At 50.5% G+C, this 21,999-nt stretch carries 20 protein-coding genes; 13 read left to right on the top strand and 7 right to left on the bottom strand.

Annotated features, from left to right (window positions below):
- Window positions 1-7 precede the first annotated feature (7 nt).
- Genes ABD852_RS17990 through ABD852_RS17980 form a run of 3 tightly spaced genes read left to right on the top strand, consistent with a single transcriptional unit; the run spans window position 8 to window position 4,014 of the window.
- Window positions 8-1,648 carry an ABC transporter permease gene (locus ABD852_RS17990; RefSeq protein ID WP_345031422.1) on the top strand — a complete coding sequence of 547 codons (1,641 nt, stop codon included), beginning with the start codon at window positions 8-10 and terminating at the stop codon, window positions 1,646-1,648.
- The gene (locus tag ABD852_RS17985; RefSeq protein ID WP_345031420.1) at window positions 1,638-2,726 is read left to right on the top strand and encodes an ABC transporter ATP-binding protein; all 1,089 of its coding nucleotides are present in this window, start codon (window positions 1,638-1,640) and stop codon (window positions 2,724-2,726) included. The genes ABD852_RS17990 and ABD852_RS17985 overlap by 11 nt, the downstream gene beginning before the upstream one ends.
- Complete coding sequence (locus ABD852_RS17980; protein WP_345031419.1) at window positions 2,704-4,014, top strand: HTTM domain-containing protein; 1,311 nt, start codon at window positions 2,704-2,706, stop codon at window positions 4,012-4,014. Before ABD852_RS17985 ends, ABD852_RS17980 begins: the two co-directional genes overlap by 23 nt.
- Window positions 4,015-4,084: 70 nt before the next feature.
- On the opposite strand, the gene ABD852_RS17975 is transcribed toward ABD852_RS17980, so the two are convergent.
- The 5 genes from ABD852_RS17975 to polA all read right to left on the bottom strand — a co-directional run bounded on the left by ABD852_RS17975 (window position 4,085) and on the right by polA (window position 10,809).
- Window positions 4,085-4,972, bottom strand: coding sequence for a cupin-like domain-containing protein (locus tag ABD852_RS17975; protein ID WP_345031417.1), 888 nt, complete (start codon window positions 4,970-4,972; stop codon window positions 4,085-4,087).
- A gap of 232 nt (window positions 4,973-5,204) precedes the next feature.
- Window positions 5,205-6,323 carry an N-acetylglucosamine-6-phosphate deacetylase gene (gene nagA / locus ABD852_RS17970; RefSeq protein ID WP_345031414.1) on the bottom strand — a complete coding sequence of 373 codons (1,119 nt, stop codon included), beginning with the start codon at window positions 6,321-6,323 and terminating at the stop codon, window positions 5,205-5,207.
- Window positions 6,323-6,631, bottom strand: coding sequence for a hypothetical protein (locus ABD852_RS17965; RefSeq protein WP_345031412.1), 309 nt, complete (start codon window positions 6,629-6,631; stop codon window positions 6,323-6,325). The genes nagA and ABD852_RS17965 overlap by 1 nt, the downstream gene beginning before the upstream one ends.
- Before the next feature lie 75 nt (window positions 6,632-6,706).
- A complete protein-coding gene (locus ABD852_RS17960; RefSeq protein WP_345031409.1) occupies window positions 6,707-7,930 on the bottom strand; it encodes a beta-ketoacyl-[acyl-carrier-protein] synthase family protein in 1,224 nt (407 codons plus the stop codon).
- Between the two features lie 53 nt (window positions 7,931-7,983).
- Window positions 7,984-10,809 (bottom strand): DNA polymerase I, encoded by a 2,826-nt coding sequence (gene polA / locus ABD852_RS17955; protein WP_345031406.1) that lies wholly within the window; start codon window positions 10,807-10,809, stop codon window positions 7,984-7,986.
- Window positions 10,810-11,000: 191 nt separating this feature from the next.
- Between polA and ABD852_RS17950 the strand changes: the two genes are divergently transcribed.
- The 3 genes from ABD852_RS17950 (at window position 11,001) to ABD852_RS17940 (ending at window position 12,407) form a co-directional block, all read left to right on the top strand.
- Window positions 11,001-11,555: a collagen-like triple helix repeat-containing protein gene (locus ABD852_RS17950; protein ID WP_345031404.1), complete on the top strand. Its 555-nt coding sequence runs from the start codon at window positions 11,001-11,003 to the stop codon at window positions 11,553-11,555.
- Between the two features lie 119 nt (window positions 11,556-11,674).
- On the top strand, window positions 11,675-11,818 hold the full coding sequence (locus ABD852_RS17945; protein ID WP_345031402.1) for a hypothetical protein: 144 nt from the start codon (window positions 11,675-11,677) through the stop codon (window positions 11,816-11,818).
- A 409-nt stretch (window positions 11,819-12,227) separates the two neighbouring features.
- Window positions 12,228-12,407 carry a hypothetical protein gene (locus ABD852_RS17940; RefSeq protein ID WP_345031401.1) on the top strand — a complete coding sequence of 60 codons (180 nt, stop codon included), beginning with the start codon at window positions 12,228-12,230 and terminating at the stop codon, window positions 12,405-12,407.
- Window positions 12,408-12,567: 160 nt separating this feature from the next.
- On the opposite strand, the gene ABD852_RS17935 is transcribed toward ABD852_RS17940, so the two are convergent.
- On the bottom strand, window positions 12,568-14,019 hold the full coding sequence (locus ABD852_RS17935) for an ATP-dependent DNA helicase (protein ID WP_345031400.1): 1,452 nt from the start codon (window positions 14,017-14,019) through the stop codon (window positions 12,568-12,570).
- Window positions 14,020-14,351: 332 nt separating this feature from the next.
- On the opposite strand from ABD852_RS17935, the gene ABD852_RS17930 reads away from it, so the two are divergent.
- The 4 genes from ABD852_RS17930 (at window position 14,352) to coaD (ending at window position 16,800) form a co-directional block, all read left to right on the top strand.
- On the top strand, window positions 14,352-14,786 hold the full coding sequence (locus ABD852_RS17930) for a CBS domain-containing protein (RefSeq protein ID WP_345031398.1): 435 nt from the start codon (window positions 14,352-14,354) through the stop codon (window positions 14,784-14,786).
- A gap of 85 nt (window positions 14,787-14,871) precedes the next feature.
- Window positions 14,872-15,369, top strand: coding sequence for an NUDIX domain-containing protein (locus tag ABD852_RS17925; protein ID WP_345031396.1), 498 nt, complete (start codon window positions 14,872-14,874; stop codon window positions 15,367-15,369).
- The gene (locus tag ABD852_RS17920) at window positions 15,366-16,280 is read left to right on the top strand and encodes a DUF3822 family protein (protein WP_345031393.1); all 915 of its coding nucleotides are present in this window, start codon (window positions 15,366-15,368) and stop codon (window positions 16,278-16,280) included. The genes ABD852_RS17925 and ABD852_RS17920 overlap by 4 nt, the downstream gene beginning before the upstream one ends.
- A gap of 46 nt (window positions 16,281-16,326) precedes the next feature.
- Window positions 16,327-16,800, top strand: coding sequence for a pantetheine-phosphate adenylyltransferase (gene coaD / locus ABD852_RS17915; RefSeq protein WP_345031392.1), 474 nt, complete (start codon window positions 16,327-16,329; stop codon window positions 16,798-16,800).
- Here coaD and ABD852_RS17910 read toward each other — a convergent pair.
- Entirely contained in the window at window positions 16,797-17,492 is a 696-nt protein-coding gene (locus ABD852_RS17910; RefSeq protein WP_345031390.1) for an NUDIX hydrolase, read from the bottom strand. The two genes, coaD and ABD852_RS17910, sit on opposite strands and share 4 nt — an antisense overlap.
- Window positions 17,493-17,713: 221 nt before the next feature.
- Between ABD852_RS17910 and ABD852_RS17905 the strand changes: the two genes are divergently transcribed.
- From ABD852_RS17905 to ppk1, 3 genes are all read left to right on the top strand, one after another.
- The gene (locus ABD852_RS17905) at window positions 17,714-19,012 is read left to right on the top strand and encodes a hemolysin family protein (RefSeq protein WP_345031388.1); all 1,299 of its coding nucleotides are present in this window, start codon (window positions 17,714-17,716) and stop codon (window positions 19,010-19,012) included.
- A 197-nt stretch (window positions 19,013-19,209) separates the two neighbouring features.
- On the top strand, window positions 19,210-19,848 hold the full coding sequence (gene pyrE / locus ABD852_RS17900; protein WP_345031386.1) for an orotate phosphoribosyltransferase: 639 nt from the start codon (window positions 19,210-19,212) through the stop codon (window positions 19,846-19,848).
- 4 nt (window positions 19,849-19,852) lie between these two features.
- Window positions 19,853-21,964, top strand: coding sequence for a polyphosphate kinase 1 (ppk1, locus tag ABD852_RS17895; protein ID WP_345031384.1), 2,112 nt, complete (start codon window positions 19,853-19,855; stop codon window positions 21,962-21,964).
- The last annotated feature ends 35 nt before the right edge of the window (window positions 21,965-21,999 follow it).

Raw genomic sequence — 21,999 nt, 5'->3', positions numbered from 1 at the left:
GATTGAATTGAGACAAAGTAAAGGCAGGTTGGAGAAAAGGCATATCTGGTGGAGCGGATGGGTGCTGGCCGCAATGGCGATCATGCTGTTCGTCGGTACTCCTATATTGACACTGCTGATGCACCTTGGTAAGGCTGCTTCAGGGCAATGGCAGCTGGTAGCGCCCAAAATAGTCGACAGTTACCTGAAAGATACGCTGATCCTGCTGGGGGGGGTAGGCTTCTTTACTTTCCTGCTGGGCACGGCAGCCGCATGGATGGTGTCTACCTACGAATTCCCGGGCAGACGATACCTGGAGTGGCTGCTGATTCTGCCAATGGCTTTTCCGTCTTACATGATGGCCTACAGCTATGTGGGCCTGCTGGAATATACCGGCCCTGTCCAGAGCTTTCTCCGAAACTCGCTGGACATTCAGATCTCCGGTCCGCTGGTCGATCTGATGAATCTTCCGGGTGCAATTTTCATTTTTTCGATTACGCTCTTTCCTTACGTTTATCTTTTTGCCAGAACGTCCTTTCTTTCCAGCTCAAAAGAAGTCCAGGAAGCTGCCGCCTTGCTGGGAAGCGGCCCCTGGCGTACATTTTTCAGGGTTGCGCTGCCCATGGCAAGACCCGCCATTGCCGGGGGAATTGCCCTGGCGTCGATGGAAGTACTGAACGACTACGGAACGGTCAAATACTTCGGTCTGAATACTTTCACAACCGGCATATTCCGGGCCTGGCTTACGCTTGGCGACCTGGACAGTGCCATTAAGCTGGCCTCCATTCTCACGCTTATTGTGATGCTCCTGCTGTGGGGCGAATATTACTCCCGCGGGAACAAAAGATGGAGCAGCAAAAGCGGGCGCGCCCATCCCGCCCTCAGACTGGCACAGAATGGGATTAAGAAATGGGGTTTGTTGCTGGGCTGTTCGCTCATTTTCGGTCTCTCATTCCTTTTCCCCTTCGCGCAGCTCGTTTACTGGGCCATAAAAACCGCGCATAAAGTAATAGATTCCTCTTTCTGGCAGATCGTCGGTAAAAGTTTTGTGTTGGCCTCCTCCTCCTCCATATTGGTGGTAGCGCTTGCGACCATTCTGCTCTACACCGTACGCGTTTCCGGCCTGTATGGCATGCGTTACGTTACCCGCATCGCCTCACTTGGCTATGCAATTCCCGGAGCGGTCATCGCCGTCGGTATCATGGCGCCGGTCATAGGCTTCGATAAATGGCTCCTGGGTATTCTCGGGCATGGCGGGCCATTGATCCTATCTTCGAGTGTTTTTATGCTGGTTTTCGCATATGCGGTGAGGTTCCTGGCGGTTGGATACAATGCCATCGATAGCGGGTTTCAAAAAATAGGCAAGGACGTTAATGACGCTTCCCGGACGCTCGGCTACAATACCTGGCAAACACTTCTCCGCGTCGATTTACCATTGATCCGGAAAAGTATTTCCGCGGGCTTGCTGCTTGTCTTTGTAGATGTAACAAAAGAGCTTCCGCTAACGTTAATTCTTCGTCCGTTCAATTTTCATACATTGGCTACGAAAGCATTTGATATGGCCACCAATGAGCAGATAGCAGAATCAGCCAACGCCTCACTCATCGTTATCCTGACCGGAATTCTGCCCATTGTTTTACTGAATAGAATTATCCGAAATGACGCCTGATATTCACCCTGTACTGGAATTGCTTCATGTTTCAAAAACCTATCCCGGTGGAAGCGTAAAGGCCGTCGACAACATTTCCCTCAGCGTCGAAAAAGGTGCCATCCTGGCGCTGGTAGGAGAAAGCGGATCCGGTAAAACTACCTTGCTGCGGACAATTGCCGGCCTTGAAGTCCCTGACGAAGGTTCCCTCATTCTTTCCGGGCAGGTCATTTCGGAAGGCCGCAAGGCAGTTCCGGTCCACAAAAGAAACATCGGTATGGTTTTCCAGGATTACGCGCTATTTCCGCACATGACCATTGCCGAAAATATAGGCTTCGGGTTAAAAGGAATGACCCAGGCAGAAAAGAAGCGCATTATCGAGGAGACGCTCGCCCTGACCAACCTGGAAGAAAACCCGGGCAAGTACCCGCACCAGCTATCGGGCGGCCAGCAGCAGCGGGTGGCACTGGCAAGGGCACTGGCTCCGAAACCGGAAATCCTCCTCCTGGACGAACCGTTCAGCAACCTGGACTCCATCCTTCACGACCGGGTACGGGAAGATCTGCGCAAAATCGTAAAGGCAACCGGCATTACCACCATCCTGGTGACACATCATACCCGCGACGCACTTAGTATGGCCGACCAGGTGGCTGTCATTCACAAAGGGCGTCTCCTCCAGATGGACGCTCCGAGAATGATCTACAACCACCCGGTCAGCGGTTATGTAGCCAATTTGTTCGGAAAATACAGCTGCATCAATTGTATCAGAACGGAAGGCGGAATGCAAACCCCTTTTGGGAAAATGCCTGCAGGAAACACCGAAATTTCTCCCCGGATGTCCCGCTTGTTCTGTCGTCCGGAGCACATTATTGTTTTGAAAAAAAACAGCCCTCAACCGGCCGAAGGCAGCGTGTTAACCGGAGTTGTGGAAGCCGCTACCTTTCTGGGCGATCATGTCCGTATTGAAGTAAAGCCGGAAAACGCTCAAAAAGCGCGGTTAATTCTGCACGCTGATACCTTCTACGAACCCGGAACAAACCTCCGGTTTATCATCCGACCTTACAAATTCGTGGACTTTGGAGACCCGGAAGCTGAATAACCTGTATTCTCTGGCTTTTTTCCGTTTTATTTTCGGGCTTTTGATGACCATTGCACTGGTCCGCTTCTTTGCAAAGGGCTGGATAGAAACTTTTTACCTCAAGCCGGATTTCTTTTTTTCCTACGACGGGCTGGAATGGATTACCCCGCTTGCGCCGCCCTTTATGTATGGATTGTATGCAGCCTTGCTGGTGCTTTCGGTCTGTATTATGGCGGGGCTTTTTTTTCGCATCAGCATCGTTTTATTCTTCCTGCTTTTCAGCTATACCGAGTTCTTCGACAAAAGTGTTTATCTTAATCACTACTACCTCATCAGCCTTCTCTCGTTCCTGATGAGCTTTCTCCCGATGAGCGCGGTAGCTTCGCTCGATGCTTTACGGCAAAAAAGCATATCGGTATGGAACAGCGGCCCGGCCGTATTTCTTTTGAAAATCCAGGTGGGGTCGGTTTATTTTTTCGGCGGTGTTGCAAAAATCGGCTATGACTGGCTGATTCTCGGGCAGCCATTGGGTATATGGCTTTCTTCAAACAGTCATTTACCCTTGATCGGGCAGTTTCTCAGCATGCCCGGGCTTGCCATAGCCATCAGCTGGCTTGCGATGATATTCGACTTGTCGGCCCCTTTTCTCCTTTATTTCCGACGTACCCGTCCGTGGATATACCCCGTCCTACTCATTTTCCACATTTTCACCGCCATACTCTTCCCTATCGGCATGTTCCCCTGGTTCATGTCGGCTTTCGCACTGGTATTCTTTTCCTCGGAATGGCACCGGAAGGTCATGACACGCCTCTTTCGGGGCCACCGGTTCAACAGCTCCGGTTTTCGTTTTAAGACCGGGTTTCAACCCTCATTTTTTATTTTGATTCCCTTCTTTTTGGCACAGTTGTTAATGCCTTTCCGGGCATGGCTGTACCCCGGTAATCCTTTGTGGCATGAACAGGGTTTCCGGTTCTCATGGCGCATCATGCTGATGGAGAAAAACGGATCACTGGAATACCAGGTAAAAGTGAAAGAAAGCGGGCGGCAGTTTGTAGCAAAACCATCAGACTTCCTTACACGCCGCCAGGTAGTCCAGGCCAGTTTCCAGCCCGATATGGTGCTTCAATTCGCACACTTCCTTCACGACTATTACCTTAAAACGGGCATCGGCGACACAGAAATCCGGGCAATTTGTTACGTGAGCCTGAATGGCAAAAGCAGCCGGCTCCTGGTCGACCCGACGGTCGATCTGGCCACCCAAAAAAGGGGTTGGAAAAATAAGGAATGGATTTTGAGCAGTGAGTTTTGAGGGGTGAGCAGTGAGCAGCGAGTCTTGAGGTATGAGCACATCCTCACACCTCAAGGCTCACTGCTCATACCTAAACCGCTACCTCGTCGAGGTTCTTTCCGGCCAGGCGGTCTTCCTCCATGACCTTGCTGGCATTTTCGGCAGCTTTCTGGTGCTTCCAATTGTGCCATGTCTTGCCCAGCGCCCAGGTCATTCCGTGATCAACAAAGGTATGACGGACGAGGTTGAAAGCCCCCCGCATGAAAGTAAGCGGTGAGTCGTTGGCACGCAGCGCAAGACTGAAACCTCCGTCTATGTAACGGATATAATGCCACCACAGTGAAGGGATGAAAATCGTTTCCCCGTGGTTGAGAATAGTATGATATCCCTGCAACCCTTTCATAGCCGGGTATTTTTCATAATCCGGGTTGATCGGATCAACCTTGCTCATCACCGTGAACGGCAGCTGATATAACCGCGGCCCCTGATCAGGTGCATACAGGATCACCTCTTTTCGGGTCTGGAACTGCGTAAGAAATACGTTCGAGCAGTCCATGTCGTAATGGAGCCCGGTGATAGACCCCTCACCGCCGAAAAATACGTATTTGTAACCTTTCAGGAAGCCGTCCATGATGGTCGGAAACCGGATGTCATTAGCCAGCTCGGGCGCTTTCTTGAAGATATCGAATAGAAACATCCTGAGATCCACCGGTCCTTGCTCGATCAGGGTCAGGTATTCTCCAAACGACATCACCTTCGCCGGCTTGAAATATTTGTCAGGATCGTGAATGTGTTTGTCGTAAAGCGGTACTTCTATCGATCCGTGTGTTTCGCGGAGCCAGTCAAATGTCCATTTTTGTACCGCCGGCCAGTCTTTAACGAGGTCTGTAAAAACGACTGGACGTTTCGGTTTGAGGTACTCCTCAATGAATTCTTTTCGGGTTAGTCCACTTCGCTTTTCTATTGGAGTTAACTTCATGACAAAATTGGATTAGTCCTTGATATGAACTTCGGCTTTTAACGCAATCCGTTCCTATTTATGCTTTGGTTTTCTTGGAATGATGCTATTTCTGTCGAAACGCAATTTAAACAGGCAAAGGTTCAAAGTATTGTTGAAAAATGCTAGTGCTTACCCGCTCTGACCGCAAAAAAATTAACCGGTTGTGCTTACTCCGCCGGCCCCAAAATCTCTCTTTCTACAGGCGGCCATATTAAAATGATACACTACCAAAATTACTCAGCCGGTCGGAGAATACAGTGAATACCGCGGGGTACCCCGGCGCAATTCTACCGATCCTGTCTTCGAGACCGAGCACTTTGGCCGGCCGGAGCGTACACATGGCCACTGCTTCCGCCAGCGGGATTTTCACTTCCAATACGGCATTTACCAATACTTCCGGCAACGATACGGCGCCTCCCGACAGGTTACCCTCGGTATTCACGTACCGGTCGTCAATCAGGCTTGCATCGAATTCCTCCCACTGAAATGTTTTCTTTTTCTTGCCCAGGAAAAGGGCGTCAGAAATGAGAAACAGCTTTTCCCCTTTTTGTTTATAGGCTACGCGCGCAGCCGCGAAGTCGCAGTGTATGCCATCCAGGATGATAGGCGCGTATACATCAGGGAAATCGAAAACCGCCCCGACAAGCCCGGGCTCCCGGTGACCAAAAGCCGACATGGCGTTGTAAAGATGGGTACAAAGGCCAACGCCGTTTTCAAAGGCATAGGCCGCCTCCCGGTAGGTTGCATTCGAATGCCCCGCTGAAACTACAATCCCGGCCCGCTGCAGCCGGATCAGTTGTTCGGCAGAAAAGTATTCGGGCGCTACGGTAATTATTTTTAATACTCCCCGGCCCTTTTCTATAAGCTCCAGCAACAAATTGTCCGTTGGCTTTTGAATGAAACGCTCGAGGTGAGCGCCACGTTTCTTCGGATTCAGAAACGGACCTTCCAAATGCATGCCGAGCACGCCGGCCTCCGGAAATTCCTCCATAAATGCCCGTGTCGCATCTATTGCCCCCAGGATATTTTCCCAGGGCGAAGTAATACACGTGGGTAAAAGAAAGGGCGTACCTGTCAGCCGGCTTGCCGATGCCATGTCGATCAGCGCTTCCCGCGTCGGGCTTTGGGTAAAATGCAGGGTTTCACCGCCATTGATGTGCACGTCGATAAAGCCTGGCGCCAGGCAGTCGTATACCACTGTTTCAGCCGGCGGTTCCTGGTCAGGTGCCAGGGTACTTAGTTCTTTTATTTGACGGTTTTCAATTTTCAACAGGCAATTCCCTAACTCCTGCCCGTCGGTATACACCTTTCTACCCAGTATGTACGCCATTAGTAGCGAAGTTTCTTTAGTATTTCTTCCGATCTTTCATCTATTTCAGAGGCGTTGCCCGTCACCAGTATCCCTTTTACACCCGACTTGGAAGCAATGCCGTAAACGGTCGCTTCGTCACCGGGATCGCTCATCCCTTCATAGCGGTAAACTTCATGTACCTCGAACTCTTCATGTGTAAACCTGCCAATGCCGCAAACCAGGCAATTGGCCTCCAGGTTAAAGTCATCCGTATATCCTTTTTCACGAAGTTCATTAATCGCATCAACCACTGTCTCGTAGTGATATTCATTACTTCTTGCTCCCATAACTGATAACGATTTAAAATTACGTCTGAAACTGTTTCAAAAAAATGACGCTTGTCAGCATCGGCCTGCTTCCCGTCAGGGGTTCCACTTTTTCACAATGAGCGTTGAGTTGGTTCCTCCGAAACCGAAAGAGTTAGATAAAAAAACGTTTATTTCGGCATTTTTTGTCTGGGCAACCACCTGAATCTTTGCCGTATCTTCATCCGGGCTCTCAAAATTGATATTGGGCGCCACAAAGCCTCCCTCCATCATCAGCATGGAGTAGACGATTTCACTGGCACCGGCCATCCAGCATTCATGCCCGGTCATTGATTTGGTAGAGCTGACCGGGACGCGGTCCCCGAAAATTTCGTAAATCGCCCTTGCTTCCGATGCATCGCCTACCGGCGTGGAGGTTGCGTGAGCGTTGATATAGTCAATTTCATCCGCATTCATCCCGGCCTGTTTCAGCGCCATCTGCAAAGACCGCAGCTGCCCGTCAATATCCGGGTTGGAGATATGATCACCGTTGGAAGAAAAACCGTAACCGACCAATTCCCCCAGGATGGGTGCATTGCGCCGCTTTGCCGACTCATATGACTCCAGTATTACGGTTGCGGCACCTCCGCCGGGCACCAGGCCGTCGCGGCTCCGGTCAAAAGGACGCGATGCAGCTACCGGCTCGGACTCCCGCAGGGAAAACGTTCCCAGCCCATCGAAACTAGCCATTGCATAAGGATTGATTTCCTGGGCTCCGCCGCAAATAATCCGGTCCTGCAGCCCCTGCCTGATCATCAGGTAAGCCATGCCGATTGCGTGTGAACCGGAAGCACAGGCGGCACTGAGTGTAAAATTAATCCCCTTCAACCTGAATATGGTCGCCAGGTTCATATTTACCGTGCTGTTCATATTCTGGAAAATTGCCCCGCTGCCGATCAGGGTGGTATCCCGCTTCTCTTTGGTTTTGTCAATTGCCTCCACCACCGATGCGGCCGTACTGTCGTTCCCGAAAATAATCCCGGTTTCATTCTGCTCCAGGAAATCGGGATCAAGGCCGGAGAGTTCCATCGCCTCGATTGTCGACATGTAAGCGTACATGGCGGGCTGGTGCATACCGATTCGCTGCCGTCTCGACAGCCTGGCTTTCAAATCAGGCTCGGGCACATAGCCGGTCAGGCCCGACCTGAAGCCGAACTCTTTCCTGGACTGATCCAGTACAATGCCGCTTTTTCCCTCAAACAAGGACTTTTTAACCGATTCGAGGTCCTGTCCGAGGCATGAATAAATTCCTATCCCTGTAATTACTACTCTGTGGTTCATGTCTGCGTTTTCAGCAAAATCTATCCAATGTCCAACTCCCGTCGCCTTTTTTTTTAGTGCGCTTCGAGCCAGTTGCCGCCCACCCCGATCCCGGTTGCCATCTTAACAGATAACGGCACGGCGGTCCTCATAAGTTCGTCAACCCTTTCAGAAAGGTAACCTATTTCATCCCGGTGCGCATCAAAGACCAATTCGTCATGCACCTGAAGGATCATACGTGATTTTAGGTTTTCCTGCTTTATAAAATTATGGATATTGATCATGGCTACCTTGATCATGTCTGCTGCCGACCCCTGGATGGGTGCGTTGATCGCATTTCGTTCGGCAAATCCGCGGTTGGTCTGGTTGCGGGAATTGATGTCGGGCAAATAACGCCTTCTTCCCAGCATCGTTTCGACGTAAAGGTCCTCCCGCGCCTGGTTCACGACCCGGTCCATATAAGCTTTGACCGACGGGAATTGCTCAAAATAAGAGGTAATGATTTCCGCGGCTTCAGTTCTGGAGATTCCCAGCCGTTGGCCCAGCCCGAACGCCGATATCCCGTAAATAATACCAAAATTGACCATTTTCGCTTTTCTCCGCATATCTGAAGTAACGGACTCCAGCGGAACCTTAAACACCTTTGCCGCCGTGCTGGCGTGGATATCCAGGTTTTGGTTAAAAGCTTCCATCATGGTAGCATCTTCTGAGAAAGCCGCCATAATACGCAATTCAATCTGCGAGTAGTCGGCTGAAAGAATCCGGTACTCTTCATTTCTCGGCACGAACGCCCGCCTGATCTCCCGGCCGCGGGGTGTGCGGATAGGAATGTTCTGCAAATTGGGGTTGTTGCTGCTCAACCGGCCGGTCGCTGCCACTGCCTGGTTGTAGGAAGTATGAATATGACCGGTACGGGGGCTGATCATAGCGGGAAGCGCATCCACATAGGTTGACTTTAACTTCTGCAGCTCCCTGTAATCCAGTATCTTCCTGGCAATCTCATGCTCATTTTCAAGCCCTGAAAGCACCTCTTCTCCGGTGGCATATTGCCCCGTTTTGGTCTTTTTGGGGTTCTTGATCAATTGCATGCGCTCAAAAAGCACCTCCCCCAACTGTTTCGGGGAATTCAGGTTAAACGGTCCGCCTGACAGCCCGAAAATCTGGCCTTCAATCACACGGATATCACTTTCAAGCTCAAGGGACATTTCCTGCAGCGCTTTCAGGTCTACCCGGACTCCCTCGGCCTCCATGTCAGCCAAAACACGCACGAGCGGCATCTCAACATTTTCCAGCAGCCCTTTCGCACCCACCCGTATCACTTCCGGCATCAGCTTTTGATGGAGCTGCAGCGTCACGTCAGCATCTTCCGCCGCGTATTCGGCGATAGCGCTAACTTCCACATCTCTCATATTTCCCTGTCCGGCACCCTTTTTCCCGATCAGGTTTTCAATTGAAACCGGTGTGTAGCGCAGAAAATCCTCGGACAGAATGTCCATATTATGTCGTTTGTCCGGCTCTATGAGATAATGAGCCAACATGGTATCCGACAGTTTCCCCGCTACCGTCACCCCGTAGGAAGCCAGCACCTGCATATCATATTTAATATTCTGGGCAATCTTTTCAATAGCCGGGTTTTCAAAAAACACCCGGAATACCTCCACAATTGCCTGGGCTTCCGCGCGATCTGCAGGGACCGGTATATAGAAGGCTTCTCCCGGCAGATAGGCAAACGAAAGCCCGACCAGTTCGGCTTCCAGCGCGTTGGTATCCGTTGTTTCGGTATCGAAGCAAACCCGGTCCTGAAGCAGCAGGTAGCCAACCAGGCTTTCGCGCAGCTCCGGGGTATCCACAATGTGGTAATAATGGCGCGTGTTCGTAATATTTCTCAACGGCGACACCTGCTCACCGACCTCCACAACTACCTCCACCTCCGCCGTTACCTGGCCGGCGCCGGAGAACAGGTCAAGCTGGCCATTTTTTGGCTTTGCCGGAACAGGTTTCGCCTGGTATTCTTCAGCGAGCGGGTCGTCGCCGAGCACACGCTTGCGGAGCGTTCTGAATTCAAGCTCATCGAACAGCAGGCTCACCTCCTCCCGGTTAACCGGGGTAATTTCAAGACCTTCCGGGTCAAACTCTATCGGTACGTCGATATCTATCGTCGCCAATTGTTTGGACAGCGTGGCGAGATGCCCGTTTTCAACAATCTTTTCACCAAGCTTTCCCTTGATTTCGGAAGCATGTTCAAGCAATCCCTCCACGCTCCCGTACTGGGCAATCAGCTTTTGCGCCGTCTTTTCTCCCACACCCGGAATGCCCGGGATGTTATCAACGGCATCGCCCATAAGCCCCAGCATGTCTACCACCTGGTCGATCCTTTCAATCTGCCACCTTTCCAATACTTCGTTCACACCGAGCACTTCAGCGCCCTTGCCCAGGAAAGCGGGCTTATATATATAGAGCGATGGCTCGACCAGCTGTCCGAAGTCCTTATCAGGCGTCATCATGAACACTTCAAACCCTTCGCGGCGCGCCTTTTTGGCTATGGTTCCAATGACATCGTCCGCTTCATACCCGTCCAATGTCAGGCAGGGGATATTCATGGCACGCAGAAGCTTAATGACGTAGGGAATGGCGAAGGTAATATCTTCGGGCTGGGCTTCACGCTGCGCCTTATAAGCTTCAAACTGTATATGCCTGAAAGTCGGGGCAGCGGTATCGAATGCAACGCCGAGGTGCGTGGGCTTTTCTTTTTGCAGCACTTCGAGAAGCGTATTCGTAAAGCCGAATACCGCACTTGTATTCTGCCCCTTTGATGTAATCCGGGGAGCTTTGATAAATGCAAAATGAGCGCGGTAAATCAGCGCCATTGCATCTAAAAGAAAAAGTTTTTTATCGGCCATTCCGGGCGGGTTAATTGGTTTCTGATCGGTTTTTTGCGAACATAAGAAGGCGGTCGGATACCGCCATCCTCACCTCAAAGATGAAACATTTTTTGCTAAAGTCTTCAGGAATTAGGAAATTTACAACAGCAAAAAAAGGCCTCTCCTTAAGCAATCCAAAAGGTGTTTTTATTATCTTAATCATACGCTACATGAACATTGTGTACAAGCTTTTATTAAGCGCAGCCCTTTTCGTCTCAATTGTTTCACTTTCAGGTTGCGAAGGCCCTGAGGGACCTGCCGGCAAAGATGGTACCGGTGTGCCGGGACCAAAAGGTGATCCGGGTGCTCCGGGGACCGCAAACGTTATTTATTCTGATTGGAAATCAGTAACCACCAATATGTGGACCCGCTCGTCGGGTGCAGGCCTGGTGCGCTTTTTTCATGACTTCGCCGCACCACCCCTCGATCAGACTGTGCTGGACAAAGGCATGGTATTGGTGTATGTTAAGTTGACGCAGGACGATAACCAGATCCGTCCGCTTCCTTTTACCGTAGCCAGTAACCTGACACAGGTCCGGCTGGAGTATGCATTGCTTGACAAAAAAGTAAGGCTTTGGTGTACCAACCCCGACCAGGGCAGCGCCCTAACCCCACCGGACGGACAGTACCGTTACATTATCGTACCCGGCGGGCAAGCCGGCAGGTTATCCGGCAGGCAATTGTCTTATGAAGAGGCAGTTGAATTGTTCGGTTTGCGGGATTAATCCGTCATTCCGGGTCAAACCAGGTAAACCGGGAAGTCCCTCGTCAGCAGCCGGAGAGGGGTCGACCAGAGGGTCATTCTGAGAAAGAAGTTTTTTTTCGAAAACACCTTGTAGCGGAGATGACAAATAGATGTTGTCAATGGAAGTCAATGGTTGCCGGAGGCTACCGCCCGGACGGTCATCCTGAAGCGGAGCGCAGCGGAGTCGAAGGATCTCCTGTTGCAAGAAAAAAGCCCTCTGAAAGGGATTGGGTACGGGGATAGGGAGATCCCTCCGCTGCGGTCGGGATGACCATCCGGTTGGTGCGGCGCCAAACCTGTTGTTGTCAATGGTAGCGCATCTGCCGGATGGTCATCCTGAGCGCAACGCAGTGGAGCCGAAGGATCTCCTGTTGCTATAAAAAAGTCCTCTGAAAGGGATTGGGTACGGGGATAGGGAGATCCCTCCGCTGCGGTCGGGATGACCCTCCGGTTGGTGCGGCGCCATCCATCGTGTTGTCAATGGTAGCGCATCTGCCGGATGGTCATCCTGAATGGAACGCAGTGGAACTGAAGGATCTCCTGTTGCTATAAAAAAGTCTTCTGAAATGGATTAGGTGCAGGGACCGGGAGATCCCTCCACTGCGGTCGGGATGACCCTCCGGTTGGAGCGGCGCCAAACCTGTTGTTGTCAATGGTAGCGCATCTGCCGGACGGTCATCCTGAAGCGGAGCGCAGCGGAACTGAAGGATCTCCTGTTGCTATAAAAAAGCCCTCTGAAAAGGATTGGGTACAGGGACCGGGAGATCCCTCCGCTGCGGTCGGGATGACCGTCCGGTTGGTGCGGCTCCAAACCTGTTGTTGTCAATGGTAGCGCAACGCAGTGGAGCCGAAGGATCTCCTGTTGCAAGAAAAAAGCTCTCTGAAAGGGATTGTGTACGGGGATAGGGAGATCCCTCCGCTGCGGTGGGATGACGGGAGAGAGCCGCACGCTTCAACCCGAATGACAATTCCAGTCTCCCTTCCACTTTTATTTACGTTCCCGATACGTCCTTCCGCTCCGGCAAATCGAAAAAAGAATCGTGAAAATTCACGAGATACAGTTCCTTCGTCGCCCGGGTGACAGCCGTGTACACCCAGCGGAGAAAATCGATTCCTGCCTGGTTTTCCGGCAAATACCCCTGGTCGACGAATACGGAGCTCCACTGGCCACCCTGCGCCTTGTGGCAGGTAAGCGCATACGCAAATTTTACTTGCAGCGCATTCAGATAAGGATCGTTTCGAATCGCTTCCATCCGCTCTTTCCTTGAAGCAATATCGGCATAATCCGCCAAAACACTTTCATAGAGCTTTTTATTATCGGCTGCGGATAATGAAGGGGTCGGCGTGTACAGCGTATCCAATAAAATTTTTGTCTCAAACGACGGTATCTGATCGTAATCGGTAAGTCTGAGGGTCACATTGGCAAACCTGAAGCCATGCATCTCTTCCATTCTTCTCACCTTCAGAAGCTCTACAAAATCTCCGTTGGCCAGGAAACCGGCATCTGTATCGTCCCCGAGCACCCTGTAATTGTTCCTTACGATCATCAGCCTTTCCCCTGCATCCAGCTCATCTTCGGCAAAATGAATCACCCGGCGAATGTACTGGTTGTATAGTACCGCGTCTTTGTTGGATCGCGTCAGGATAATTGTGTCTTCCTCTCCGAACTTGTCATAAGCATACCGGAGGCCGTCCTCAAGGCGCCCGGAAGTCATCCGGTAAACATCGCGAAAGGGCCGGGTTGAGAGCCTGATTTCAGGTGTTTCTAAGTTAAGCCCGCTTCTCAGTGCGGTTGCGTTCCACAAAATACCTGAACCTTCCGTCTGGCGCATTACATCCACCAACTCCTCCGAAAGTCCTTTTACCCCGAAGTTTTTTTCGAGCGAAACCAGGTCCAGCGCCGGGCTGACCAATGTCCCGACCGGGGGAAGCTGTGCGGTATCCCCGACAAAAATAATTTTATTGCCGCTCCCTTCCCGCACATAGGCCAGAAGATCGGAGAGCAAACCCCTGGATCCGAAAACAGCCTCGTCGCTGATCATGGAGGCCTCATCCACGATAAACAAAGTATCCTTGTGGTAATTCGCCTGCCTGACGAACGAAAAACTTTCCGTTCCATTTTCCTGTGGCCGGTAGATCTTCCGATGAATCGTAAATGATTTCCGACCGGAATAAGCGCTCATCACTTTCGCGGCCCGGCCGGTAGGCGCCAGTAAAACGGTCTGGTAACCAAACTGTTTCACCACCTTGACCAGGACGCTTACCAGAGTGGTCTTCCCGGTTCCGGCATAGCCCTTCAGCACAAAACAGTCGTATCCTGCCCTCCCGTCAGACGCGCGGTCCAGGAAAACATTCATTTTTTGAAAGAAACGTTCCTGGCTCTGCGTCGGCGTAAAGGGGAAAGAAGCGGCCAGAACCCGGGAAGCATCGTTACGCTCAATCATGATGGGCTGTGTTGGGTGGGAATTGGAGATCGGAAGTGGGAAATCGGAAAACGGAAATCGGAAAACGGAGATCGGAAAACGGGAATGGGAATGGGAAGTTGGAGTCTGCGCTGCTTTTAACCCTGCTGCGGGCTGATTTCCGATTTCTGACTTCCGATTTCCCTCCTCATAGCTATTTCATATTATTTTATTTATATTGTACCGGATATTCCTAATAAAGGGCCGCTGCATCAGCACCGTGCCGCGCGCCGGGCAGGCCTGTTTTTCCCACTTAGGCGAGCCGGCGGACAAAATTACTTTTTGAATTCAATAACCCCAACTAACACGTAAATATGAAAGTCAGACAAATTCTCAACAGCAAAGCCCAAAATTACTTGTGGCATGTCACCCCTGGTCATACCGTTTTGGAGGCCCTGCAACTGATGGAGGAGAAAAATATAGGGGCCGTTCTGGTTTTGGAAAATGAGGAACTGACCGGCATATTTTCAGAGCGGGATTACGCCAGGAAAGGTATCCTGAAAGGAAGGGCCTCGAAAGATACGCTCATACGGGATGTGATGACTTCTCCGGTAATCACGGTAGACGTAGAACAAAAAGTGGAGGATTGTATGCAGATTATGTCCGAAAAACATATCCGGCACCTGCCGGTGAATGAAAACGGGCAATTGTTCGGTATTATCTCGATCAACGATATCGTAACCGCCATTATCAACGAACAAAAAAACCGGATTCAGTCGCTTGAAAGCTATATCGCAGGTGGATATTAGCCTTTTTTAGCACGTTCACGTCACCGATTTATCTTCCCGTTCCCGCATTGTCGCTATATTTGGCCCGAAAACGTCAGGCAGCGATATGACAGAAACCGTGAATGCAGTCTTTGGCAACCGGCTCCGGGTCAGGGCCAGCGGGCTATGCATTCAGGGTAATTCCGTTTTGCTGGTGGCTCACCGCGGACTGGTGGAAGGCGCGCTTTACTGGGCGCCACCAGGAGGCGGCGTAGAGTTTGGCGAATCGGTCCGGTCAGCAGTAAAACGCGAAATACTAGAGGAAACCGGGCTTACAGTTGAGGTCAGGGAATTTATGTTCCTGCGGGAATTTCTCCGGCATCCGCTGCATGCAATAGAATTGTATTTCAAGACCCGGATTATTACACCGTTTTCATTCAGCCCCGGCAGTGACCCCGAACTTTGCGCAGACGATCAACTGATTGCCGCACTCAGGCTAATGACACTGCAGGAAATAAAGAGCCTTGAAAAGGGAACGTATGACCCCATTTTCGACGAAATTGATTCGCTGGAATCGCTATATGACGGATTACAATGGACGGGCATTCAAAAACGATTGATTTGAGCAACACCAATTTGAAGAGCGGGACGAAGTGGGTACGAACGGCCCTGGTTTCCAGGGGCGGGCTTACACAGGCACTGGCCTATCACAGCTACCTGCACATTGAAATCAGCGAGTTCAGGCTTCGCTTTTTTGTAGCACAGGCAGGAGAGTGCGTGTGGCTGGAAGACTATGCGTCGGACATGTTCCTGACACCGCACCAGGTGCTCGAAAACCTGAAGCTCCTGGTCTTTGACCACCCCGTACTGGCGCTCACAGGTTGGAAAGCCATCCATATTACCGTCAGTACCGACGGTTTTACGCTCATTCCCGATTCTCTTTTCAGGAAAGAATACGCCGCACGCTATCTGCAGCTCACGCAGGGACACCCGGTTCTGGCCACTAACAAGGCTTTACACGAGCACCTGCCCGCTTTGGGCATGTACAGTGTGTTCCAGATGCCGGCTGAATGGTGGAATTTTTTCCAGGATCATTTTGCGCTCCAGCCGCTTTTCTTTTCACATATCTGTACGCCCTTGTTGCTCGGCGCATTGCGAAAAACCGACGCTTCGAAAGATACGCAGGTGTTCCTCCAATTCCAGGAAGGCTTTTTTATTGCGCTCGTACTGGAAAAAAAGAAACTCCAGTTCTGCAATCGCTTCCGTTTTCATAACCCGGAAGAGGCTACTTTTTTTGTTCTTTCATTTCTGAATGAACTCAACTACCTCCCTGAAGGCGTTGAGCTGTGCCTTTCGGGGGAAACCACCCCCTTTTCAGGCGTTTTTGGTGAACTGGCGCGGTTCCTGCCCCATATTTTTTTCGCTAAAAAACCCAGGCAACTGGCCTATCCCGACGAGTTTGAAGACCTCGCTGACCACCGTTATTTTGCACTTCTAAATTGTTATGAGTTGTCAGGTCTGAGAGGCGAGGGTTGAACCTCTATCCCCTGCCCTCATCGCTCACCACTCAAACCTTACCCCTATGAAAAACATCGCTTTGTTTCCGGGTTCTTTTGACCCTTTCACCAAAGGGCATCATGATATTGTTGCGCGGGGATTGACGCTCTTCGATGAAATTATTATCGGTATCGGTACCAATATTAACAAGAAACGGTTTTTCCCTGTAAAAGTGATGGAAAAGCTGATCAAGGAAAGCTTTGAGGAAAATGACCAGGTGCGTGTGATCTCCTACGACGGGCTTACCGCCCAGGTTGCCAGGGAGCTCGGTGCCCGCTATATCCTGCGGGGACTGCGCAATACGACCGACTTTGAATACGAAAACGCTATTTCCCAGGTAAACCGGTATGTTTACGAGGAAATCGAAACTATATTTCTGATTACTTCGCCGCACCTTGCCCCGATCAGCTCCAGCATTGTGCGTGACCTTTACAGATACGGACAAAACGTCGACGAATTTCTACCTTACCGGCTGCCGGCCGAACTGGCCACCTCCTAGCGGAGCTTTTCCGCCTCCAGCGGTTCGCTGTCAAAGCACTCGAAAACGTAGCGGATTGAGCTGTAAGAGTTCACCAGATAGGATTTAACCCGGTTCAAAGGCACCCATTCCAGCTTTTCGATCTCTTCTTCTACCTGCGGTTTCATTTCCCTGTCGGAAATACAACGCAACAGGAACCATTTTGTCCGTTTCAATACCACCTCGTTGTTGTAAGTATAGGTATGCCAGGTGGTACAAATCTTATTTACAAGTTTACCTGAAACGCCGGTTTCCTCAAAGATCTCACGCACTGCAGCTTTCTTCGACTGCTCATCCTTGTCAAGCTTCCCTTTTGGCAAGTCCCACTTTTTCTTCCGGTATATCAGCAGACAGCGATCATTCTGCACAACTATCCCCCCGGCCGCTTTAATTACCTTGAACTCACTCTTGACACTCTCTATTACTGCTTTTTTGTCATTCACCACCAGCTTCACAGAAAGCAGGTCGGCCGGCGGGTTTTCCCGGAGCATGCGCACGATTTCAACGGCGAATTTGGCTGTAACGTTCAGGAACAGCACATGGCCGCCCGGCTCCAGGTTTTTCCTGTTGAGCAATCTGACATCGACAATGTGATCAAAATGCGCGTTGTCGTTTTCTTCCAGGTCCTTTTTGTCACAGATAGTGAGCGGACGGTCAGCGAAAAATATTACCATAGTCAAAATTTACCCAAAGGATAAAGCAAAAATAAGTAAAGACTTTTTAGCCCGCCTATTTAAAATTCATAAATTTGTTTCAGGTGTGGGGAGCAGTCCGGAATCAACCTCGACGCAGTCCGATTTCTGATTTCCGATTTCCGATTTCCGATTTCTGATTTCTGATTTCCGATTTCCATCCCCCCGCCTGCTAGCTATCTCATCAATAATATTCGGATTTCTTGGAATTCCTTATCATTTTGCTCCTGGTGCTTTTGAATGGCATTTTTTCTATGTCTGAAATCGCACTTGTTTCCGCAAGAAAATCACGGCTTGAATCACAGGCCAAAGCGGGAAGCAGCAGTGCAAGACAGGCGCTGGATCTCGCCAATTCCCCCAACACCTTTTTGTCGACGGTCCAGATAGGCATTACCCTCATCGGCCTTCTGACCGGTATGTACTCGGGCGATAAAATGACAACCATGCTCCAGTCCTTCCTGGAACAGTTCGAGCGGCTGAAGCCCTACGCCGTTACCTTGTCAACCGCCCTGGTTTTACTTGGAATTACCTTCTTTTCGCTGATATTGGGTGAGCTGGTCCCCAAAAGAATCGGAATGTCCAACGCCGAAGGCATATCAAAAATGGTAGCCGGGCCAATGGCCTTCCTCTCCAGGCTGACCAAGCCTTTTATTGTCCTGCTGAGTTGGTCGAGTGACTTGATTGTCAACCTGATCGGGTTAAAGCCATCCGGCAATACCGTTACCGAGGAAGAAGTAAAAAGCCTGATCGTTGAAGGGACTTCCGGCGGCGTGTTCGAAGAAATTGAAAAAGAAATTGTCCATAACGTTTTTCACCTGGGCGACCGGAAAATTGCTTCTCTGATGACCCCCAGGCAAGAGGTAGTCTGGCTGGATGTAAGCGTGCCGTTTGAAGAAACCAGGAGGACCATCATGGATACCAAATATTCGGTCTACCCGCTTTGCAAAGACTCCCTGGACAACGTCATCGGCCTGATTTATACGAAAGACCTGATTGATCAGCAGCTGGACCAGAAAAATTCGGAAGTTCTGAAACATTTTGTCAGGGAACCTGTTTACCTGCCCGAAAGCAACCGTGCCTATCAGGCCCTGGAAAAATTCAAGGAGAACAAAGTTCACTTCGGTATTATCGTTGATGAATACGGAAGCGTAATCGGCGTAGCGACCATTTATGACATTGTCTACGAACTGCTGGGCGACATATCGGAAGAAGAAGAAAGCGAAATCATTGAGCGAACCGACGGCAGTTACCTGATCGACGGACAGCTTCCTTTCGACGACTTCCTGACCCATTTCGATATTGCACTCAGCGAAACCGAAAAAAAAGAGCTGGTAGGTTTCAACACGCTCGGCGGTTTTATTCTTCACGTCCTGGAAGACATTCCGGAAACCGGGGAGAAAATAGAGTGGAAAGGCTTCCTGCTCGAAGTAGTGGATATGGACAGAAGCAGGATCGACAAAATACTGGTCTCGACCGGCGCTTCCGGCGACAGCGACTACTAAGTACACCCAACTTATTGGTTTTAAACCCGCTACGGACGACCTTCATTCCGGCAATAATATTTTCTTGGATTTCCGTCAGGATTGGAAGATTAAAAGTCCTATTTTTGATTTTGGAGGCTACGGCTGCGCCGGTTTATACGCACCTGAACCGGCGATAGCGGAGTTGAAATCAAACCACGTACTAACCCTGTACAAAATTGGACACCAGGCTTATTTCACAAAAAATAGCAGAGAAACTACTTGAAATAGAGGCAATCAAGCTAAGCCCTGACCAGCCCTTCCGCTGGAGCTCCGGATGGCAGTCTCCTATTTATTGTGATAACCGCGTAGCGCTTGCTTTCCCGGCTGTCCGCACGCTGATTAAAGCGGCTTTAGCGGAGCGGATAAAAGCGAGTTTCCCGAACGTGGAAGTCATAGCCGGTGTTGCAACCGCCGGTATCGCCCAGGGAGCTTTGGTGGCGGACCTTCTCGGCCTTCCCTTCGGTTACGTGCGCCCCGAGCCTAAAAAGCACGGCATGGGCAACCAGATAGAAGGTCCGGTTCCCGTAGGCAAAAATGTGGTAGTGCTCGAAGACCTCATCTCAACAGGCGGCAGCTCGCTGAAAGCGGTAAAAGCACTGACCGACAGCGGCGCCAATGTTGTAGGCGCAATCGCTATTTTTACTTACGGTTTTGAAGTTGCGGCATCCGCCTTTGACGCCGCCAACGTGCCGCTTGAAGTGCTTAGTCACTACCAGACGCTGATTGAAACTGCGCTTGAAAAAAGCTACATCTCCAAAAAACAGGTTGAATTACTGAACCAGTGGCGGTTGTCGCCGGAAACCTGGGGCCAATAACGACATGTTAGACGTATCGCATCCTTATTTTGACAATAGCTTAAGCTGGTTGTCCTACACCCATCGGCTGTTGCTGGAAGCCAGGGACGAGAACGTCCCGCTGGCTGAAAGGCTCCGGTCATTGGGGCGGTTTGCCAAGGAAAAAGACGATTTCGTCAACGAAAAAATTCCTCTGCTCAGTGCCATGTCGCTGGCCAGCAAAGACACACTCGAGAAACTGAACCTGTTCCCGGAAACACTGCTGGAACATATCAGAGAGACGTTAGCCAATCAATGTGACGAATTCAATTACGTCCTCAAACAGGAAATTCTCCCGGCACTGAGAGAAAACGGAGTTCACCTGTATTTTCAGCAGCCCCTACCCGCAATCCAGCAGGACTTTTTAAGAAGTTATTTTTTAAAGGAAGTATTCAGGTACATCCAGCCTCTCTTCCTGACCGGCAGGAAACCTTTCAAAAGCTTTTTTTCGGACCCGTCCCTGTTTCAACTGATCGTCAGGCTCAAGAAAGAGAATGCGATGGAAAACACCGGTACGGACTCCGACGAGTTTATGTTTGCTTCCGTAAACATTCCGCTTGAGCATACCACCAGGTTTGTTGAACTTCCCGAGCAGGGCGCGGGAAAACACATTGCCTTTCTGGAAGACGTTATCCGCTGCAACCTGGACCTGGTATTCGCGGGCTTCAAGGTGTACGAAAGCTTTTGCCTGCGTTTCGAAAGGCCTTCGGCCCCGGAACTGGACGACGAACTGATCCCTCTGTATGCCTCACGCGTGGCCAGGCAATTGGAAAAACAAAATTTCGTGGTACCGCAAATTGTATACTGCGAAAAAGGAATGCCCGACCAGATGAAGCACTTTCTGTCGGAAAGGTTTGACATTCCTATGGACGGCTGGATTGCCCCCGGCGATTACCTGCATTACAGTTCCTTCACGACTTTTCCGGCACTCGGAAAACGGCTGGAATACCCGCTCCAAAAGCAATTCTCACTGGTTGAGCCCACCACCAATATTTTCGAAGCTTTGCAGGGCGGAGACCAGTTGCTGCACCTCCCCTACCACTCGCACTGGCCGATCGTAAAATTTTTCAACGACGCTGCTATTGATCCGTTCGTAAAGGAAATTCACGTCTCACTATACAAGATCAGCGGCCAGTCATTTTTGGTAAACTCGCTGATCAGCGCGGCGCGAAACGGCAAAAAAGTACTGGCGTTCGTCGAGCTCAATCCCAAACTCAGTGACCTTGAAAGCCCCGTTTGGGCGAAAAAAATGAAGGATGCCGGGATCAAGGTGGTGTTCAGCACGCCTGGTCTGAAGGTTCATGCCAAAATCGCACTGATTAAAAGGAAGGTAAAAAAAGGCTGGGAGCGGTATGCTTACCTCGGTACAGGCGGGTTTTACCGGCTGACTGCCAACGAATCGGTAGATCACGTGCTACTGACCTCTCAAACTGAGATTTGCAACGAACTGGAACTATTGTTTGCCTACCTCGCCACCGGGCAGGAAGCAAAAAAATACAAGTATCTCCCCTTCAATACGCTCCATGTCAGCCAGTTCAATATGTACAGGCGGCTTATCGAAATGATTGACCGGGAAATCCAGCACAGCAAAATGGGGAAAAAAGCTGTCATCGTCATCAAAATCAACCAGCTACAGGACAAGCAGATTATCGATAAGCTCTATCACGCCGCACGCGTGGGCGTTTCCGTGACCCTGGTTGTCAACAACTGTCTCTGTCTCATCCCGGATCTCCCCACTATCAGCGAAAACATAACAGCGTTAAGAATTGTGGATCGTTACCACGAAAACTCCAGGATTTTCTACTTCCTTAACGACGGCCTGGAAGACATATTCCTTTCGTCGGGCGACTGGACACATCGTAATTTTCACCGCAGGATCGACGTTGCTTTCCCTGTTACCGGGGCAGCTTTCAAAAAACAGCTGAAGCAGGTAATAGGAAATTACATCAACGACAACCAGAAGGCGGTCAGGCTTGACGTTTACCAGAACAATGTTCCGGTAGTAGCAGGTAGTACAGAGCAAAAAATCAGGGCCCAGGAAGCCAATTACAAACTGGTTGAGCGACAGGAACTGAGGCCGGCATTCACCTCGCGATAAAAAAAAGCGGCCGGGACCTGTCGATTTCGCCGTTA

The organism is Ravibacter arvi (genome assembly GCF_039540405.1).
Classification (GTDB): Bacteria; Bacteroidota; Bacteroidia; order Cytophagales; family Spirosomataceae; genus Ravibacter; species Ravibacter arvi.
The sequence above is the reverse complement of the archived record's forward strand: the minus strand, read 5'-3'. Positions and strand labels throughout refer to the sequence as shown.

Bases quoted from the DNA above. Each gene is read 5' to 3' on its own strand.
- ABD852_RS17965 (WP_345031412.1), bottom strand. From the start codon at position 6,631: ATGGGAGCAAGAAGTAATGAATATCACTACGAGACAGTGGTTGATGCG.
- ABD852_RS17985 (WP_345031420.1), top strand. From the start codon at position 1,638: ATGACGCCTGATATTCACCCTGTACTGGAATTGCTTCATGTTTCAAAA.
- ABD852_RS17945 (WP_345031402.1), top strand. From the start codon at position 11,675: ATGACAAATAGATGTTGTCAATGGAAGTCAATGGTTGCCGGAGGCTAC.
- ABD852_RS17925 (WP_345031396.1), top strand. From the start codon at position 14,872: ATGACAGAAACCGTGAATGCAGTCTTTGGCAACCGGCTCCGGGTCAGG.
- ABD852_RS17910 (WP_345031390.1), bottom strand. From the start codon at position 17,492: ATGGTAATATTTTTCGCTGACCGTCCGCTCACTATCTGTGACAAAAAG.
- polA (WP_345031406.1), bottom strand. From the start codon at position 10,809: ATGGCCGATAAAAAACTTTTTCTTTTAGATGCAATGGCGCTGATTTAC.
- ABD852_RS17935 (WP_345031400.1), bottom strand. From the start codon at position 14,019: ATGATTGAGCGTAACGATGCTTCCCGGGTTCTGGCCGCTTCTTTCCCC.
- ppk1 (WP_345031384.1), top strand. From the start codon at position 19,853: ATGTTAGACGTATCGCATCCTTATTTTGACAATAGCTTAAGCTGGTTG.
- coaD (WP_345031392.1), top strand. From the start codon at position 16,327: ATGAAAAACATCGCTTTGTTTCCGGGTTCTTTTGACCCTTTCACCAAA.
- ABD852_RS17930 (WP_345031398.1), top strand. From the start codon at position 14,352: ATGAAAGTCAGACAAATTCTCAACAGCAAAGCCCAAAATTACTTGTGG.
- ABD852_RS17975 (WP_345031417.1), bottom strand. From the start codon at position 4,972: ATGAAGTTAACTCCAATAGAAAAGCGAAGTGGACTAACCCGAAAAGAA.
- ABD852_RS17940 (WP_345031401.1), top strand. From the start codon at position 12,228: ATGGTAGCGCATCTGCCGGACGGTCATCCTGAAGCGGAGCGCAGCGGA.
- ABD852_RS17960 (WP_345031409.1), bottom strand. From the start codon at position 7,930: ATGAACCACAGAGTAGTAATTACAGGGATAGGAATTTATTCATGCCTC.
- nagA (WP_345031414.1), bottom strand. From the start codon at position 6,323: ATGGCGTACATACTGGGTAGAAAGGTGTATACCGACGGGCAGGAGTTA.
- ABD852_RS17950 (WP_345031404.1), top strand. From the start codon at position 11,001: ATGAACATTGTGTACAAGCTTTTATTAAGCGCAGCCCTTTTCGTCTCA.